This window comes from Catenibacterium faecis, assembly GCF_014306455.1.
GTDB lineage: Bacteria > Bacillota_I > Bacilli_A > Erysipelotrichales > Coprobacillaceae > Catenibacterium > Catenibacterium mitsuoka_A.
Map to the genome: position 1 here is coordinate 1 of NZ_JACRWG010000003.1, position 16,458 is coordinate 16,458.

Annotated in this window: 15 protein-coding genes and 5 tRNA genes; 7 read left to right on the forward strand and 13 right to left on the reverse strand. The window is 35.1% G+C overall.

Going from position 1 to position 16,458, the window contains the following annotated elements; translation table 11 throughout:
- Positions 1–139: 139 nt before the first annotated feature.
- The 12 genes from carB to pyrG form a co-directional block, all read right to left on the reverse strand.
- On the reverse strand, positions 140–3,337 hold the full coding sequence (carB, locus tag H8909_RS01695; RefSeq protein ID WP_187011607.1) for a carbamoyl-phosphate synthase large subunit: 3,198 nt from the start codon (positions 3,335–3,337) through the stop codon (positions 140–142).
- A gap of 1 nt (position 3,338) precedes the next feature.
- Positions 3,339–4,406, reverse strand: a complete 1,068-nt coding sequence (locus tag H8909_RS01700; RefSeq protein WP_006504821.1) for a carbamoyl phosphate synthase small subunit — start codon at positions 4,404–4,406, stop codon at positions 3,339–3,341.
- A gap of 226 nt (positions 4,407–4,632) precedes the next feature.
- Positions 4,633–5,499 (reverse strand): ROK family protein, encoded by an 867-nt coding sequence (locus H8909_RS01705; protein WP_187011608.1) that lies wholly within the window; start codon positions 5,497–5,499, stop codon positions 4,633–4,635.
- An 86-nt stretch (positions 5,500–5,585) separates the two neighbouring features.
- On the reverse strand, positions 5,586–6,788 hold the full coding sequence (gene ilvA / locus H8909_RS01710) for a threonine ammonia-lyase (protein WP_187011609.1): 1,203 nt from the start codon (positions 6,786–6,788) through the stop codon (positions 5,586–5,588).
- A 110-nt stretch (positions 6,789–6,898) separates the two neighbouring features.
- Complete coding sequence (gene ilvA / locus H8909_RS01715) at positions 6,899–8,101, reverse strand: threonine ammonia-lyase (RefSeq protein WP_187011610.1); 1,203 nt, start codon at positions 8,099–8,101, stop codon at positions 6,899–6,901.
- A 104-nt stretch (positions 8,102–8,205) separates the two neighbouring features.
- On the reverse strand, positions 8,206–8,385 hold the full coding sequence (locus H8909_RS01720) for a DUF4250 domain-containing protein (protein ID WP_187011611.1): 180 nt from the start codon (positions 8,383–8,385) through the stop codon (positions 8,206–8,208).
- A complete protein-coding gene (locus H8909_RS01725; RefSeq protein ID WP_187011612.1) occupies positions 8,369–9,196 on the reverse strand; it encodes a Cof-type HAD-IIB family hydrolase in 828 nt (275 codons plus the stop codon). Before H8909_RS01725 ends, H8909_RS01720 begins: the two co-directional genes overlap by 17 nt.
- Positions 9,186–9,614: a YaiI/YqxD family protein gene (locus tag H8909_RS01730; RefSeq protein ID WP_006504827.1), complete on the reverse strand. Its 429-nt coding sequence runs from the start codon at positions 9,612–9,614 to the stop codon at positions 9,186–9,188. Before H8909_RS01730 ends, H8909_RS01725 begins: the two co-directional genes overlap by 11 nt.
- Positions 9,611–10,180 carry a rhomboid family intramembrane serine protease gene (locus H8909_RS01735; protein WP_230310204.1) on the reverse strand — a complete coding sequence of 190 codons (570 nt, stop codon included), beginning with the start codon at positions 10,178–10,180 and terminating at the stop codon, positions 9,611–9,613. Before H8909_RS01735 ends, H8909_RS01730 begins: the two co-directional genes overlap by 4 nt.
- On the reverse strand, positions 10,177–10,953 hold the full coding sequence (locus H8909_RS01740; protein WP_187011613.1) for a DUF5011 domain-containing protein: 777 nt from the start codon (positions 10,951–10,953) through the stop codon (positions 10,177–10,179). The genes H8909_RS01735 and H8909_RS01740 overlap by 4 nt, the downstream gene beginning before the upstream one ends.
- Positions 10,954–11,071: 118 nt before the next feature.
- Complete coding sequence (gene ispF / locus H8909_RS01745) at positions 11,072–11,551, reverse strand: 2-C-methyl-D-erythritol 2,4-cyclodiphosphate synthase (RefSeq protein WP_187011614.1); 480 nt, start codon at positions 11,549–11,551, stop codon at positions 11,072–11,074.
- A gap of 57 nt (positions 11,552–11,608) precedes the next feature.
- The gene (gene pyrG, locus H8909_RS01750; protein WP_055233229.1) at positions 11,609–13,210 is read right to left on the reverse strand and encodes a CTP synthase; all 1,602 of its coding nucleotides are present in this window, start codon (positions 13,208–13,210) and stop codon (positions 11,609–11,611) included.
- A gap of 156 nt (positions 13,211–13,366) precedes the next feature.
- Here pyrG and H8909_RS01755 point away from each other — a divergent pair, with 156 nt between their 5' ends.
- Both H8909_RS01755 and H8909_RS01760 read left to right on the forward strand, forming a co-directional pair.
- A complete protein-coding gene (locus H8909_RS01755) occupies positions 13,367–14,062 on the forward strand; it encodes a response regulator transcription factor (protein ID WP_022424738.1) in 696 nt (231 codons plus the stop codon).
- Positions 14,059–15,183: a sensor histidine kinase gene (locus H8909_RS01760; protein ID WP_187011615.1), complete on the forward strand. Its 1,125-nt coding sequence runs from the start codon at positions 14,059–14,061 to the stop codon at positions 15,181–15,183. The genes H8909_RS01755 and H8909_RS01760 overlap by 4 nt, the downstream gene beginning before the upstream one ends.
- Positions 15,184–15,220: 37 nt before the next feature.
- Here the strand turns inward: H8909_RS01760 and H8909_RS01765 are convergent, their stop codons facing one another.
- Positions 15,221–15,805 (reverse strand): MBL fold metallo-hydrolase, encoded by a 585-nt coding sequence (locus H8909_RS01765; RefSeq protein ID WP_187011616.1) that lies wholly within the window; start codon positions 15,803–15,805, stop codon positions 15,221–15,223.
- A gap of 218 nt (positions 15,806–16,023) precedes the next feature.
- Between H8909_RS01765 and H8909_RS01770 the strand changes: the two genes are divergently transcribed.
- The 5 genes from H8909_RS01770 to H8909_RS01790 all read left to right on the forward strand — a co-directional run bounded on the left by H8909_RS01770 (position 16,024) and on the right by H8909_RS01790 (position 16,458).
- Positions 16,024–16,099: transfer RNA gene (locus H8909_RS01770), tRNA-Val, on the forward strand.
- A 25-nt stretch (positions 16,100–16,124) separates the two neighbouring features.
- Positions 16,125–16,200 (forward strand) — tRNA-Thr (locus tag H8909_RS01775).
- 2 nt (positions 16,201–16,202) lie between these two features.
- A tRNA-Tyr gene (locus H8909_RS01780) sits at positions 16,203–16,287 on the forward strand.
- A 6-nt stretch (positions 16,288–16,293) separates the two neighbouring features.
- Positions 16,294–16,367: transfer RNA gene (locus tag H8909_RS01785), tRNA-Gly, on the forward strand.
- Positions 16,368–16,383: 16 nt separating this feature from the next.
- Positions 16,384–16,458 (forward strand) — tRNA-Asn (locus H8909_RS01790).

The following is a 16,458-nucleotide window of genomic DNA, read 5'->3' on the forward strand; positions in this document are numbered from 1 at the left end:
AAGGCGATACAGAAATATAAGGCGACACATTATGCATAAAAAAATTGCCTGCCACTACGTGGCAGGCAAGGGTACATGTTTTTAATTATTTCACCTGTCTACTTGACAGGGGCGGTTCAAAATCATAGCCTTAAAATGTTTACTTTAATTTTGTAATATCAACTAATGAAGTTGGACCCTGATGTCTCTTTTCTAGACAGTTGATTAATGCCTGTGCTGTATCTAATGATGTATAGATAGGGATACCTGCTTCAACTGCAAATCTTCTGATTAAGAAACCGTCCTTTAAGTTATCGTTTCTTGTAGGAATATCGATAACTAAGTCAACAGTATCAGTTAACATTAAGTCAAAGATTGTGTTAGACTTTTCCGCAATTCTGTTAACTCTATGAACTGGTACATCATGTTCTTTTAAGAAGTTATAAGTACCTTCTGTTGAATAAAGGTCATATCCAAACATATAGAACTGCTTAGCGATTGGTAAGAATTCTTCTTTAGAGCTGTCCTTGATTGTACAGATGATATTCTTCTTCTTTGGTAAGTTGATACCTGTTCCAATGAATGCCTTATAGATTGCTTCATCAAATGTCTTTGCGATACCTAATACTTCACCTGTAGATTTCATTTCTGGGCCAAGTGAAATTTCAGCACCCTTGATCTTTTCAAATGAGAAGACTGGCATCTTAACTGCAACAGTTTCTTTTTCTGGCTGTAAGCCATATTCATAACCCTGATCCTTGATTGAATGACCCATGATAACCTTAGTTGCAACATCTACTACTGGAATATCTGTTACCTTTGAGATATATGGAATTGTACGAGAAGATCTTGGGTTTACTTCGATGACATAAACTTCATCTTCATATACGATGAACTGGATGTTGATTAATCCAATAACGTGTAATGCTTTTGCTAAGCGCTGAGTGTAGTCACAGATAACTTGCTTGATTTCAGGCTTGATCTTCTGTGGTGGATATACTGAGATACTATCACCAGAGTGAACACCAGCTCTTTCAACGTGTTCCATAACACCAGGAATAAGTACGCCGTTTTCATCACATACAGCATCTACTTCTACTTCCTTACCTGATAAGTACTTATCGATAAGAATTGGATGTTCCTGGAACTGACGGTTGATGATCTTCATGAACTTCTTGATATCACCATCATTTAAGGCGATTTCCATACCTGCACCACCTAATACATATGATGGACGTACAAGTACTGGGTAACCTAATTTATTTGCAACTTCTAATGCTTCATCTACAGTAAATACTGTTGCCCCTCTAGGACGATCGATTTCACATTTTTCTAACACTTCATCAAAACGTTCTCTGTCTTCTGCAGCATCTACGCTATCAGCTGAAGTACCAAGGATAGGAACTCCCATATCCATTAAGTCCTGAGTTAACTTGATTGCTGTCTGACCACCAAACTGAACGATTGCGCCATCTGGTTTTTCAAGTTCAACAATGCTCTGAACATCTTCCTGAGTAAGTGGTTCAAAGTATAATCTATCAGCGATATCGAAGTCAGTAGAAACTGTTTCTGGGTTGTTGTTGACGATGATTGTTTCATAGCCAGCAGCTCTTAATGCCCATACACAATGTACTGAACAGTAGTCGAATTCGATACCCTGTCCGATACGAATTGGTCCTGAACCTAATACCATAACCTTCTTACGAGTGTTATCTGGTTTAATTTCATGTTCTCCACCATATACTGAATAGAAATATGGAGTTTCAGCATCAAATTCTGCAGCACAAGTATCAACTGTCTTGAATGCAGCAGTGATATTGTTTTCTAAACGATAATCATGAATTTCATTCTTATCTTTACCAGTTAAGTCTGCAATAACTCTATCTGGGAATTCAGCTCTCTTAGCAGCCTTTAATAATTCTGGAGTTAATTCTTCTGTCTTTAATTTATTTTCGATTTCTACAAGATGTTTGATCTTATCAATAAACCATGAATCAATCTTAGTGATATTATGGATTTCTTCTTCAGTAATGCCCTGTCTTAATGCTTCAGCTACTGCGAAGATTCTCTGGTCATCTACATCTTTTAATTTAGTTCTTAAGTATTCTGTGTCTTTACCTTCCATTTCAGGAATTGATAAATAGAATACATTCTGTTCAAGTGAACGTAATGCCTTCATTAAAGCACCTTCGAAGTTATTACAGATTGCCATAACTTCACCAGTTGCCTTCATCTGTGTACCAAGTTTTCTTGATGCACCATAGAACTTATCGAATGGCCATTTAGGAATCTTACATACAATATAGTCTAATGTCGGTTCATAAGAAGCATATGTCTTACCTGTTACAGCGTTCACGATTTCATCAAGTGAGTAACCTAATGCAATCTTAGCAGCTAACTTCGCAATTGGGTAACCAGTTGCTTTAGAAGCTAAAGCTGAAGAACGGCTGACACGTGGGTTAACTTCGATAACACAATATTCAAAAGAATTTGGGTTTAATGCGAACTGTACGTTACATCCACCCTTGATATTTAATGCAGTGATGATATTTAAAGCAGAGCTTCTTAACATCTGATATTCTTTATCACCTAAAGTCTGAGAAGGAGCTACTACGATAGAGTCACCAGTATGAACACCTACTGGGTCAACGTTTTCCATATTACATACTGTAATACAGTTACCATTGCCATCTCTCATTACTTCGTATTCGATTTCCTTCCAACCGGCAATACATCTTTCAATTAAGCACTGAGATACACGTGATAATCTTAAACCATTAGTACAGATATCATGTAATTCTTCAGGAGTTTCAGCAATACCTCCACCAGTACCACCAAGTGTATAAGCTGGTCTTACTACTACTGGATAACCAATCTTTTCAGCAAATTCTAATGCATCATCTACATGGTTAACAACTGTTGAAGCAGCCACTGGTTCATGGATTCTTTCCATTAATTCCTTAAATTCAAGACGGTCTTCTGCAAGCTTGATTGTAGTTGTATTAGTACCGATAGTACGTACGTTATGTGCTTCTAAGAAACCTTCATCATCAAGTGCCATAGCAATATTTAAGGCATTCTGACCACCAAGAGTTGGTAAGATTGAATCTGGTTTTTCTTTTAAGATTAAGTTTTTAACAACAGGAACTGTTAAAGGTTCAATATAAACATGATCTGCAATATCCTTATCAGTCATGATTGTTGCAGGGTTAGAGTTAATAAGAACGACTTCAATTCCTTCTTCTTTTAATGCACGACAAGCCTGAGTACCTGCATAGTCGAATTCAGCTGCCTGTCCAATAATAATTGGTCCTGATCCAATAACAAGAACCTTTTTTATATCTTTATTCTTAGGCATTCTACTTTCCCTCCATCATCTTAATAAACTCATCAAATAAATATTCAGTATCTCTAGGTCCAGCATTTGCTTCTGGGTGGAACTGAACAGTTTTGATATTCTTATTTAAATATTCAACACCTTCAATAGTGCCATCATTTACATTTCTAAACCAAGCCTTAGCCACTGCAGGATCAATTGAATCATCCTTGATAACATAGTTATGGTTCTGTGTAGAGATGTAAACACGGTTAGTGTCTAAATCCTTAACTGGATGGTTTGCACCATGATGTCCATATTTTAATTTTTCTGTCTTGAAGCCATGAGCAAGAGCCATTAACTGATGTCCAAGACAAATTGCGAAAATTGGCATACCGCTTTCTGATAATTTCTTCACTTCTGCGATAATATCAGTTACTTCAGCTGGGTCACCAGGACCGTTACTTAACATAATACCATCAAAGTTACCTTCTAATACTTCAGAAGCAGGTGTAGTGGCTGGGAATACTGTTACTTCACAGTTTCTCTTTGCTAATTCATTCGCAATATTGCGCTTAGCACCAAAGTCATATAAAGCAACTTTCATTCTGCCTGTACCTACAGTATGTTTTTCTTTACATGTACATGCTTTTACAACACCCTGTACCTTGAATGCTTTAATCTTGTCGATGACTTCGCTTACTTCATACTTATGAGTAGTGATCATACCATTCATACAACCATCATTACGAAGTAACTTAGTAAGTGCACGTGTGTCAATTCCCTGGATACCTGGGATATGATTACGTACTAAATAATCATTTAAATCTTCATTCTTTCTAAAGTTAGATCCTAAACGTGATAATTCGTTTACTACAAATCCTTCAACATATGGGTGTTCAGATTCCTGATCTTCTAAACATACACCATAGTTACCAATAAGTGGGTAAGTCATTACAACACTCTGACCTGCATAAGATGGGTCTGTCAACACTTCTACATAACCAGTCATTGAAGTATTGAAGACAAATTCGCTTATGACTTCTTTTTCATATCCAAAGCTTTCCCCTTCAAACACATGTCCGTCTTCTAAAATTAAATAAGCTTTCATAGTCAACCTCCTCAATTATGAAAAAGACATATCACCAATAGATGATATGTCCTTAAAATAAGAAATCTAAAAAATGAAAATAAGAACCCTTAGGAAACACGTTTGCGAAAACTGAAGTTGTCATAATTGTGTTTGCGTTCATATTCTCACTCCTTCTGTTGTAGTATAAACGATATTAAGATTGTAAGCAAGCAAAAAATGAATACTCAAAAATTTTTTTATTTTACTATTTAGAAATTGTTAAATAGTGATAGATTGCACCAATAATATTGGCATCATTCGCAAAGGCACATTTCTTTACAACAGGCTTAATACGCGCTGGTTCAACCTTATCTATAATAATATCTAAACGCTTATTGATTTCATCAATCATATCTTCTCTTACAGAGATGCCCCCACCAATAATAATCACTTCTGGATCATAGGAATATTGAATATTATAAATACCTACTGCAAGAGCATAATAGAAACGATTGACATACTTCTTAAATACTTCATTTTCGTCGGCATGATCAAAGATATATCGTCCATCATATGTTTCACCTAGTTCTTTTTCTACACCTTTTACGATGGCAACTGTAGAATCAAGAGACCAAAAGTTAAACTCAAGTGAATCTGCATCAAAGTTATTAATCATATAACCAAATTCACCACCATGAAGATGTTTACCCTTATGAATCTTCTTATCCTTAATCACAGCACCGCCAATACCTGTACCGCATACCACAAAGCAACAATCCTGGTTGTCTTTAGCGGCACCTAGCCATACTTCAGCAAGTGCTGCACAGTTGGCATCATTTTCTAATTCTACACGTGTCTGTAATCTTTCTTCTAGATCCTTCTTTATATTAGGACCATGAATATAGTCAATGGCAGACGCACCATAAATGACCCCTTCGTCACTTGCAACAGCTCCTGGCATACTTAACGCAATACCATCAACATCTCTTTCTTTAAAAATAGTTTCAATAGCCTGATACATGTCTTCTAAAGTATCAGGTGTTTTAAAAGACCCCTTGTCAAATAAATGACCCTTTTCATCGCATGTTGCATATTTGACAGAAGTCCCTCCTACATCAATTCCTAGTAACATATCAATTTTCCTCCTATCTATAGGATATCACAAAAAAATGCACAATAGTGAAATAGACGAAAAAAGGAATAACGTTACGTTATTCCCTAGTTAACACGATGAATTTCTAAACCATTCTGTTTAAATGTTTCAACAATTGTATCGATATGAGATTCCCCATTTGTTTCACAAGTGACTCTTAATTCTACTTCTGAGAATCTTGCGAAGTTTTTGAACTGGTTATGATCAACCGCTACAACATTCGCATTACATTCATTTAATAGATGTGCAACTTTTTCTAACTGTCCAGGAATATCTGGAAGCTGTACTGAGAATGAGAAGATTCTTCCTCTTTCAATAAGTCCCTTATTAATCATAGAAGAAATAGAAAGTACATCGATATTACCACCTGATACAAGTGAAACAACCTTCTTATTCTTTTCATTGAGTTTCTTTAATGCAGCAAGTGAAAGAATACCTGAATTTTCAGCTACAAGCTTATGTTTTTCTACTAATACTAAGAATGCATCCATTAACTCATAATCACTGACTGTGATAATACCATCTACATATTGTTTAATATATTCAAAAGGCTTTTCACCAATTGTCTTAACAGCTGTACCATCCGCAATAGTTACTGCTTCATTTAATGAAACGATACGATCTTCATTAATGGCAGCAAGGGCACTGGCAGCACCTTCTGGTTCTACACCGATGATCTTAACTGTTGGTTTAATAAGTTTAGCGGCACAGGCAATACCTGAAATCAATCCTCCACCACCAACTGGTACAAGAATAATATCTGTATCCGGTAATTCTTCGAGAATTTCTAAGGCAATGGTTCCCTGACCTTCAATGACATCTTCATCATCAAATGGATGTACAAATGTATAGCCATGTTCTTTCTGTAATTCTACTGCCTTATTATATGCATCATCATAGACTTCACCATGAAGAACCACTTCAGCACCTAATGCCTTAGTAGCATCTACTTTAATAAGTGGTGTATGGGCAGGCATAACGATTGTAGCCTTAACACCTAACTGCTGGGCGGCATAAGCTACACCCTGAGCATGGTTTCCTGCACTTGAGGCAATAAGTCCTCTAGATTTAGATTCATCATCCATCTTCATGATCTTATTATAAGCACCTCTAATCTTGAATGCGCCTGTTCTCTGTAAGTTTTCTGGTTTGATATAAACAGTATTTCTACTTTCTTTAGAAAAAGCTGGGCTATAAATCAAAGGTGTAGGAAGAATGACTTCATCCACTCTCTTCTTTGCCTCTTCAAAATTCTTTAGTTCTAACACTTAAATCCCCCTCTCAAAAATCTGTTTTTCACATTATAGCACCATTATTATTCTATTAAAACTAAATTTTCACTTAATTTTATAAAAAAGGAATAGCTGATTGCTATTCCTTAGTTGATACGCTGAATTTCAAATCCATTCTTTTTAAATGTTTCAATAATAGAGACAATATGCGCTTCCCCATTTGTTTCACAAGTGACTCTTAATTCTACTTCAGAGAATCTTGCGAAGTTCTTGAACTGGTTATGATCTGCAGTCACAACGTTCGCATTACATTCATTAAGAATATGAGCGACTTTTTCTAACTGACCTGGACTATCTGGAAGCTGTAATGAGAATGAAAAGATTCTTCCTCTTTCAATCAGTCCCTTATTGATCATAGAAGAAATAGAAAGTACATCAATATTACCACCAGAAATCAGTGAGACAACCTTCTTATTCTTTTCATTGAGTTTCTTTAGTGCAGCAAGTGAAAGAATACCTGAGTTTTCAGCAACAAGTTTATGTTTTTCTACTAGTACTAAGAATGCCGCCATTAATTTATAATCACTTACTGTGATAATACCATCTACATATTGTTTAATATATTCAAAAGGCTTTTCACCAATTGTCTTAACAGCTGTGCCATCCGCAATAGTTACTGCTTCATTTAATGATACAACACGATCTTCATTAATGGCAGCAAGGGCACTTGCAGCTCCTTCTGGTTCTACACCGATAATCTTCACTGTTGGATTAACTTTCTTAGCTGCACAAGCAATACCTGAAATCAATCCTCCACCACCAACTGGTACAAGAATAATATCTGCATCTGGTAATTCTTTGAGGATTTCTAAGGCAATGGTTCCCTGACCTTCAATGACATCTTCATCATCAAATGGATGTACAAATGTATAGCCATGTTCTTTCTGTAATTCTACTGCCTTATTATATGCATCATCATACACTTCACCATGAAGAACCACTTCAGCACCTAATGCCTTAGTAGCATCTACTTTAATAAGTGGAGTATGAGCAGGCATAACGATTGTAGCCTTAACACCTAACTGCTGGGCGGCATAAGCCACACCCTGGGCATGGTTTCCTGCACTTGATGCAATAAGTCCTCTAGACTTGGATTCATCATCCATCTTCATAATCTTATTATAAGCACCTCTAATCTTAAATGCGCCTGTTCTCTGTAAGTTTTCTGGTTTGATATAAACCATATTTCTACACTCTTTAGAGAACGCTGGACTATAGATCAAAGGTGTTGGAATGATTACTTCGTCTACTCTCTTTTTTGCTTCTTCAAAATCTTTTAGCTCTAACATTTTTTCCTTTTTCCTCCATATATTTATATTTTTAACGTTATCGCGTTATTTTGGTTCTAAATAAGACAAATTTTAGGCAAAATAATAAGAGTGGTTATACACTCTTATTTGAACTGATTTGATTTGTATGTGTAATGGTAACCAATAGCTTCCATCTTATCTACGATGTCCTGCATAGGAATATGATAGTCATAACATAAGTCTGCAAGATCTTCATATTGGTCTCTGAGTTTCATATTTAACCAGCTAAGTAACATCACTGGATCTTTAGGCATTTGATTCATCTCTTAGTTCCTCCTCTAGTTTCTTCAACATATAAGCAATACCATCTTCATCATTTGATAAAGTGACAACATCAGCTCTTTCTTTGACTTCATCTACTGCATTGGCCATAGCGACACCACAGCCTGCATATTCAATGAGTGATAAGTCATTGAATCCATCACCAAAGGCAATCACTTCTTCTTTTGTAAGATGAAGCATCTTTACTAGCTTATCTAAAGAAGCTGCTTTATCAATATTTGGTGCCATAACTTCAATAAAGAATGGTGCAGAACGGTAAATACTTAAACCTGGGAATGCACTCTTATAGTCTTCTAATACAGAAGCCACATGTTCAGGATCACCTGTACATAATACTTTATTAATAGGATCTCTTAAAATTGATTTAAAAGATTCAGTCTTTTTAATTTCGATATCGTTAATACGTCCTTCAATATTCACATACTGATCATCTACATCTTCAGTATAAACAGCATCATCATAATATGTCATAATCGCAAGATTATGTTTCTTTGCTTCATCATATGCTTTTTTAGCCTGCTCAATAGTCAAACGCTGTTCAAACATAGTCTGTCTTGTTTTCGCATCCATTACCTTAGCACCATTGAATGATAATAAATAACCTTCATACTTTTCTAATTTAAGTGCAGCTGCTTCATGTCTTAAACCAGGTGTCGGTCTACCTGATGCAAGAACTATTGTTGCACCTAACTGTTGTGCTTTAATAAGTGTCTTACGTGTTTCATCAGTAATTTTATTTTCTGAATTCTTTAATGTACCATCTAAATCTAATGCAATTAACTTATATTTCATTTGATATAATCCCCTCTATTGTTTTTAAAAATCTCTTTCTTGTATCTTGTGTACGTTTCTTTGGCCCTTTGACAAGTTGATGCTTACGCATCTTTCCATTGATATAGCGTGTCATTAAAAGTGAGTCTATATTATTAGAATCAATAATAAACCCTGAAGGATGAACAACAATCGCACCTTTTGTAAGAAGCATACCTGCTTCACCATAATCCTGTGTAATCACAAGATCACCCTTCTTCACATCTTTTAAAATGGCATAATCAACACTATCATTCCCCTGATCACACATAATAACCGATTCATAATCAAAGAAATGATTCATATCACAATACACTATCATCTTTATATCATATTTATCACACAAAAAAGCGATTTTTTCAATATCTGGTGTTGCATCTCCATCAATTAGTATTCTCATATCACTTTTAAGAGATACATAATATACATAGTAAGATATCCACCAACTAATCCACCTACATGTCCTGTCTTAGAAATACGAGAATTCATAAGAGTAAAGGCAAGGTTAATCGCAATACAAGGTAAATAGCCTCTTAATAAATCAAAGAAAGCACCGCCTTTAAATAAACCTAGTCCAATAATAGCCCCTAAAAAGCCATAGAATAAACCACTTGCACCAATTGTGATAGAGTTATCCACATTAGAATCTCTATAAGAATAGTAATAAGTAGCGAGTGAACTCATCACAATAGAAACTAAGACAAGTATTAAATAACGTACTGGTCCAAGTAGTGTTTCAAACATACGTCCTAAATAGAAGATACAGTACATATTCATAAATAAATGAAGAAATTCTGTATGAATAAAAGCAGATGTAATAAATCGCCAATATTCTCCTCTATTTTTCACATAAGGTGTATATAAAGCACCTAAATGCATTGCTTCTGAAGTTTTATTATCCTTAGAAAAATAATTAATATAAACAAAAACTGCTATACATATCGCCATAAAGATATATGTGATCATTCAATAACCTCCACTACTCTTGTAACCTTAGCCATATTCTTAGAACTATCAGTGACTGTATATGTTAGAGTATAACATCCTACAGTATTAGTCTGTACTTTACCTGTAACAACAATCTTATTTGTTAAATCACCATCTTCATTATCATATGCAGTGACACCTTCTCTTGCATTAAAGTTATCACCTAAATGAATGACTTTATCTTCTGCACCTTTGATCACAGGAACAACCAACTCATTGGCTACAATCACTTTAATACGCATTGGAAAAGAGGTATTACCTTGTTCATCTCTTACTACAACACGTTCAATATATGTACCTACTTTTTCATATGTTTTCTCTTTCACAAGTTCTTCACTATTTTCTTTCTTTAAGAAATAGATTTGTGTTAAAGACGCATCATTGACTTCAGCTACTGTATTTTTTGCATAGAGTGGCTGATTAGGATTCACATAATAAACAAGCTTTTTAAGTTTTACTGTTGGTTTTTTTGTATCTACAATCTTAATCTTAAAGCCATAATCACGTCCTGCATATTCAATACTTGCATTATAGTTACCTACTTTATTCAAGTTAACACGCTTCAAGTTTAAAGTAAGTGATTTTTTTATTCTATCTGGACAGATGACATAATCCTCTATATTCTGTGATACTTCCTGTCCTAATTCATAAGTAAATACTGTCTGTTTCAATTCAAAGGTTGCCATAGTGGTAATCTTAAAAACAGAAAATAATTCAAGGAAAATAAATAATAGTAAAATGACAGTAATCAATTTGTTCCTCCATTTCACTAGTATCACCTCTTTCGCCCCTTCATTATACTATAAAAGATATCTGAGTGACAAAAAAGATGATGTAAAAACATCACCTTGTTCAAAAATTACATAACTATTACACATTTTCAAGTAAACAGACTGCCTGAGAAACAATCCCTTCTCCTCTTCCTACAAAGCCAAGCTTTTCACCACGAGTGGCTTTCACATTAATCTGTGTCACATCACAATGAAGTGCTTCCGCAATATTATGTCTCATTGTAGGTATATGAGGTGCCATCTTTGGCTGTTCTGTCATAATGATTGCATCCACATTCCCAATCTTATAACCTTTTTCATTCATCAACTTATATGTTTCTTCTAACAAGATCATTGAAGAAATACCTTTGTAACGATCATCTGTATCAGGAAAATGTTTCCCGATATCACCTTCACCTAATGCCCCAATGATTGATTCAATAATTGCATGTAGAAGAACATCTGCATCACTATGTCCCTTTAACCCTTTTTCATAAGGAATTTCTACACCACCTAGAATAAGCTTTCTTCCTTCTACCAACTGATGAATATCTATTGACTGTCCTATACGCATAACCATACCTCCATGCTTTTTATTGTAACACAAAAGGCATGAGGTTACCCTCATGCCAATGTATTAATTGTATTTCTTTTTATGTGCTGCATCTATAAGTCCCTGGAATAGAGGATGTGCTCTATTTGGTCTAGAATTGAATTCTGGATGGAACTGACATGCAACGAAATATGGATGGTTAGGCACTTCAACGATTTCTACTAAATCTCTCTTTGGATTACGTCCAGAGATAACAAGTCCTGCATCTTCTAACATCTGACGATATGTATTATTGAATTCATATCTATGTCTATGTCTTTCCTGGATAAGATCCTTTCCATATAACTTATGTGCAATTGTACCTTCTTTTAATTCACAAGTGTAGTTACCAAGTCTCTGAGTACCACCCATGTTTTCTAAAGACTGATCGTGCATTAATGAAATTAATGGAGTCATACAGTTCTTATCGAATTCTAATGAGTTAACATCATCAAGTTTACATACATTTCTTGCATATTCAATAGAAGCACACTGCATACCTAAACAGATTCCTAAGAATGGAATATCATGTTCTCTTGCATACTGGATAGCAACAATCATGCCTTCAACACCTCTGTTACCAAATCCACCTGGTACTAAGATACCATCAGCATCAGCAAGCTTAGAAGCGATATTTTCCTTAGTTACTTCTTCAGAGTTAACCCAGTCAATTTCAACTTCACTGTTTGCATAGTAACCAGCATGTTTTAATGCTTCATTAACTGATAAGTAAGCATCTGGGAATTCACAGTACTTACCAACCATCTTGATTTTAACTGTATCCTTTAAGTTCTTAACTCTTTCAACTAATTCACGCCATTCAGTGAAATCAGCTTCAGGAGCTTCAATTCTTAAATGATCAAGTACAACATCATCCATATGCTGATCTAATAATTCTACTGGTAATTCATAAAGAACATCTACATCATAGTTAGAGATGATAGCTTCCTTAGGAACATTACAGAATAAAGAAATCTTGTCCTTTAATTCATCAGAAATAGTATGTTCACTACGACATACAATGATATCTGGCTGGATACCATATCCTAATAATTCCTTAACACTATGCTGTGTTGGTTTAGTCTTTACTTCATGGCTGGCACCAATATATGGAAGTAAAGTTGTATGTATATAAAGAGTATTCTTGTAGCCTCTATCGAGTCTTACCTGTCTAATTGCTTCAATAAATGGTAATGATTCGATATCTCCTACAGTACCACCGATTTCTGTAATAACGATATCTGCCTGAGAAGATTCTTCTGCAGCATAAATCTTGTCCTTAATCGCATTAGTAATATGAGGAACAACCTGTACTGTTGCGCCTAAGTAATCCCCTCTTCTTTCTTTAGAAATTACATCGCTATATACTCTACCAGTTGTAACTGAAGAGTTTTTGTTTAAGTCTTCATCAATAAAACGTTCATAATGACCTAAGTCTAAGTCTGTTTCTGCGCCATCAGCTGTTACATAAACTTCACCATGCTGATAAGGAGACATAGTTCCTGGATCCACATTGATATAAGGATCAAGTTTCTGCATGAATACTTTTAATCCTCTTTGTTTTAATATTCTACCTAAAGATGCAGCTGTTAAACCTTTCCCTAGACCTGATACGACACCACCTGTGACAAATATGAATTTTGCCATTCTCTTCACCTCTTTCTCTATATTAAACAAAAAAAAGCACCTACGGAAGACCCGTTTGTGCCCTTTACAACTATAGCAAATTCCCCCGTCGTATGCAATTCTTTTCTTTATTTTATTAATTAATTATATTATGATATGGCTTGGGAGGATAAACATATGGAAACACCTCGTATATTAGTTATTGATGATGAAAAAGAAATTTGTGATCTTATTGAAATTTATTTAAGTCAAGAAGGTTATCATGTTGAAAAGCGTTATAATGCCTATACATTATTACGTGATCTTGAAAAGTTCAAGATTGATCTTGTAATTCTAGATATGATGATGCCTGGGGTAGATGGTTTACAGGCATTAGAGATGATCAGAGAAAAGTACAACATCCCAGTTATCTTTGTATCAGCCAAGACAGCTGATCAGGATAAGATTGAAGGATTATTAAAGGGTGCTGATGATTATATCGCAAAACCTTTTAATGCAATGGAATTAGTGGCACGTGTTAAGTCACAATTAAGACGTTATCAGGTATATAGTAAGCCTATTGGTGTAGATAATTCTATTATTCAGGCCAATGACCTTCTTATTGATACAAATAAGAAGATGGTTTCTGTAGATAATCGTCCAGTAGCTGTGACTAAGATTGAATATGAAATCTTAGTATTACTTGCCTCACATCCTGGTACAGTATTCTCTACTGAAGATATCTATACAAAAATATGGCATGAAGAAGCAACACATGCCAACAATACCATCATGGTACATATTAGAAAACTAAGAGAAAAGATTGAAAGACAGCCTCGTACACCAAGACATATTATTACTGTCTGGGGCATTGGTTATAAGTTCGAATTATGATGCAGAAACTAAGAAAGCTGTTTATTTCTTCTTTTAAATGGCGTTTGTTGATTAATATTACATTAAGTTATCTTGTCGCATTTCTTATTTATTCTATTCTAGGAATTATATTCGATAGAATTATTCCTATTGCGGTACCAAATGAAATGCGTTATGCATTATGTTATGCGATTTCTTTTATTGTCTTTGTAGAAATCTTCTTTAAACTGATTGATTTCACAATTGAATATATTAGAAAGCTCAGACGTTCTATCCAACAGGTAACAAGTGGTAATTATGGTGTACAGTGTGAAGTAGAATATGATGATGAATTAGGTTCTCTTGCCGCGAACATCAATGTCTTATCAAAAACATTGCTTGCAAAAGAAAAAGAAAGTGAAAAGCTAAAAGAAAAAGAAAGAGCTGCATTAGATATAGAACGTAATGCAGAAAGACAAAAGAATGAATTAATCACAAACGTAGCCCATGACTTAAGAACACCTCTTACAACTATTGTAGGATATCTTGAATTGATTAAAGATGATACAGCTTTATCTAAAGAAGATGTACATAAGTATTCTGGTATTGCGTATGAGAAATCAATACGTCTACAGGAAATGATGGATGACCTCTTTGAATTCACTAAACTTGATAATGCAGATATCAAGTTGAATAAGAGTATGATTAATCTATCTGGATTAATTATGCAGATGACAGATGAGTTCTATCCTTCATTTAAAGACTGTAATATTACACCAATAGTAGATTTACCTGAAGAGAATATCTATGTTCAGGGAGATGGTCAATTATTAGCCCGTGTATTTGATAATCTTATTTCTAATGCACTCAAGTATGGCTATCATAATACCGATTTAAAGATAGAAGTATCCGGTGATGAGAAATATGCAACTGTTAAAGTCATCAACCATGGTGATACTATTGCATCAGAGGATATCCCACTTCTATTTAATAAATTTTATCGTACAGACTCATCACGAAACTCTAAAACAGGTGGTACTGGCTTAGGACTAGCAATCACTAAGAATATAGTAGACCTCCATCATGGTGATATTTCTGTTACAAGTAATGATCAAATTACAACATTCATCGTCAAATTCAACAGATATTTCGATCAGAACTAACATAAAAGACCACATCAAGTGGTCTTTTCATTTTGGACTATAATTTCAACCTTTCACCTGGCTTTATATATAAAGCATGAGGTGATTTAAAGCTTTTCGCAATATCTTCATCATATAATTGTGTAGGTGAAGTATGAATAGGAATAAAATAACGAGAATCAATCACATGTGCACAACGACTTGCTTCCTGTGCACTCATATTATAAATACCATCTACCGGTAATAATGCATAATCTAAATCATTGAAGCTTTCCATTTCAGGATAATAGTTTGTATCTCCTGCACCATATAATGTAATACCATCTACAGTCATAATAAAACCAACACATTCTTCTCTTGTATGATTCTTATTTTCTGCAGGTGTTCCTTCAATCATTACTTTCTTAATCTTCTTAATAGGATATTCGCCATCCACAAATAGATCTCCATGTCTTAAAATCACACCATCGTCTTTTAATGTAACAAGATCAACCTGATTATGATCACTATGTTCATGCGTTACAATCACAATATCTGCAGGCATATCATAACCTTCACCTGCATAAGGATCCACATAAATCACTACACCTTCATTAGACACAATGCGATAACTTCCATGTCCTTGATACAATAATTCTGCCATTTTTTATATCTCCTTTATCACTTATTCAATTATAACTTTTCTTATTGCACAGTGCGATAGAATGGCAAAAAATAAAAAAAATTAAATTTAGTTAAAAAAATTATAAAAACATGTTGACGAATCGCATAACACTTGGTATATTATATGAGCGTGCTTGGTTGGGATATGGCACTAACACTTAAGCATCGGTCTAACGGCCGGTATATCCCAAGAATATTGGAGGTTTAGCTCAGTTGGGAGAGCATCTGCCTTACAAGCAGAGGGTCAGCGGTTCGAGCCCGTTAACCTCCACCATTTTTATTAAAATTTAGCTTCACATGCCGACTTAGCTCAATTGGTAGAGCAACTGACTTGTAATCAGTAGGTTGGGGGTTCAATTCCTCTAGTCGGCACCAGTGGGGAGGTAGCGAAGTGGCTAAACGCGGCTGACTGTAACTCAGTTCTCTACGAGTTCGATGGTTCGAATCCGTCTCTCCCCACCATTCCATGCGGGTGTAGTTCAATGGTAGAACTTCAGCCTTCCAAGCTGACTACGTGGGTTCGATTCCCATCACCCGCTCCATTTTATATTTAAAAGTGCTTGAATAGCTCAGCGGTAGAGCAATCGGCTGTTAACCGATCGGTCGGGGGTTCAAATCCCTCTTCAAGCGCCA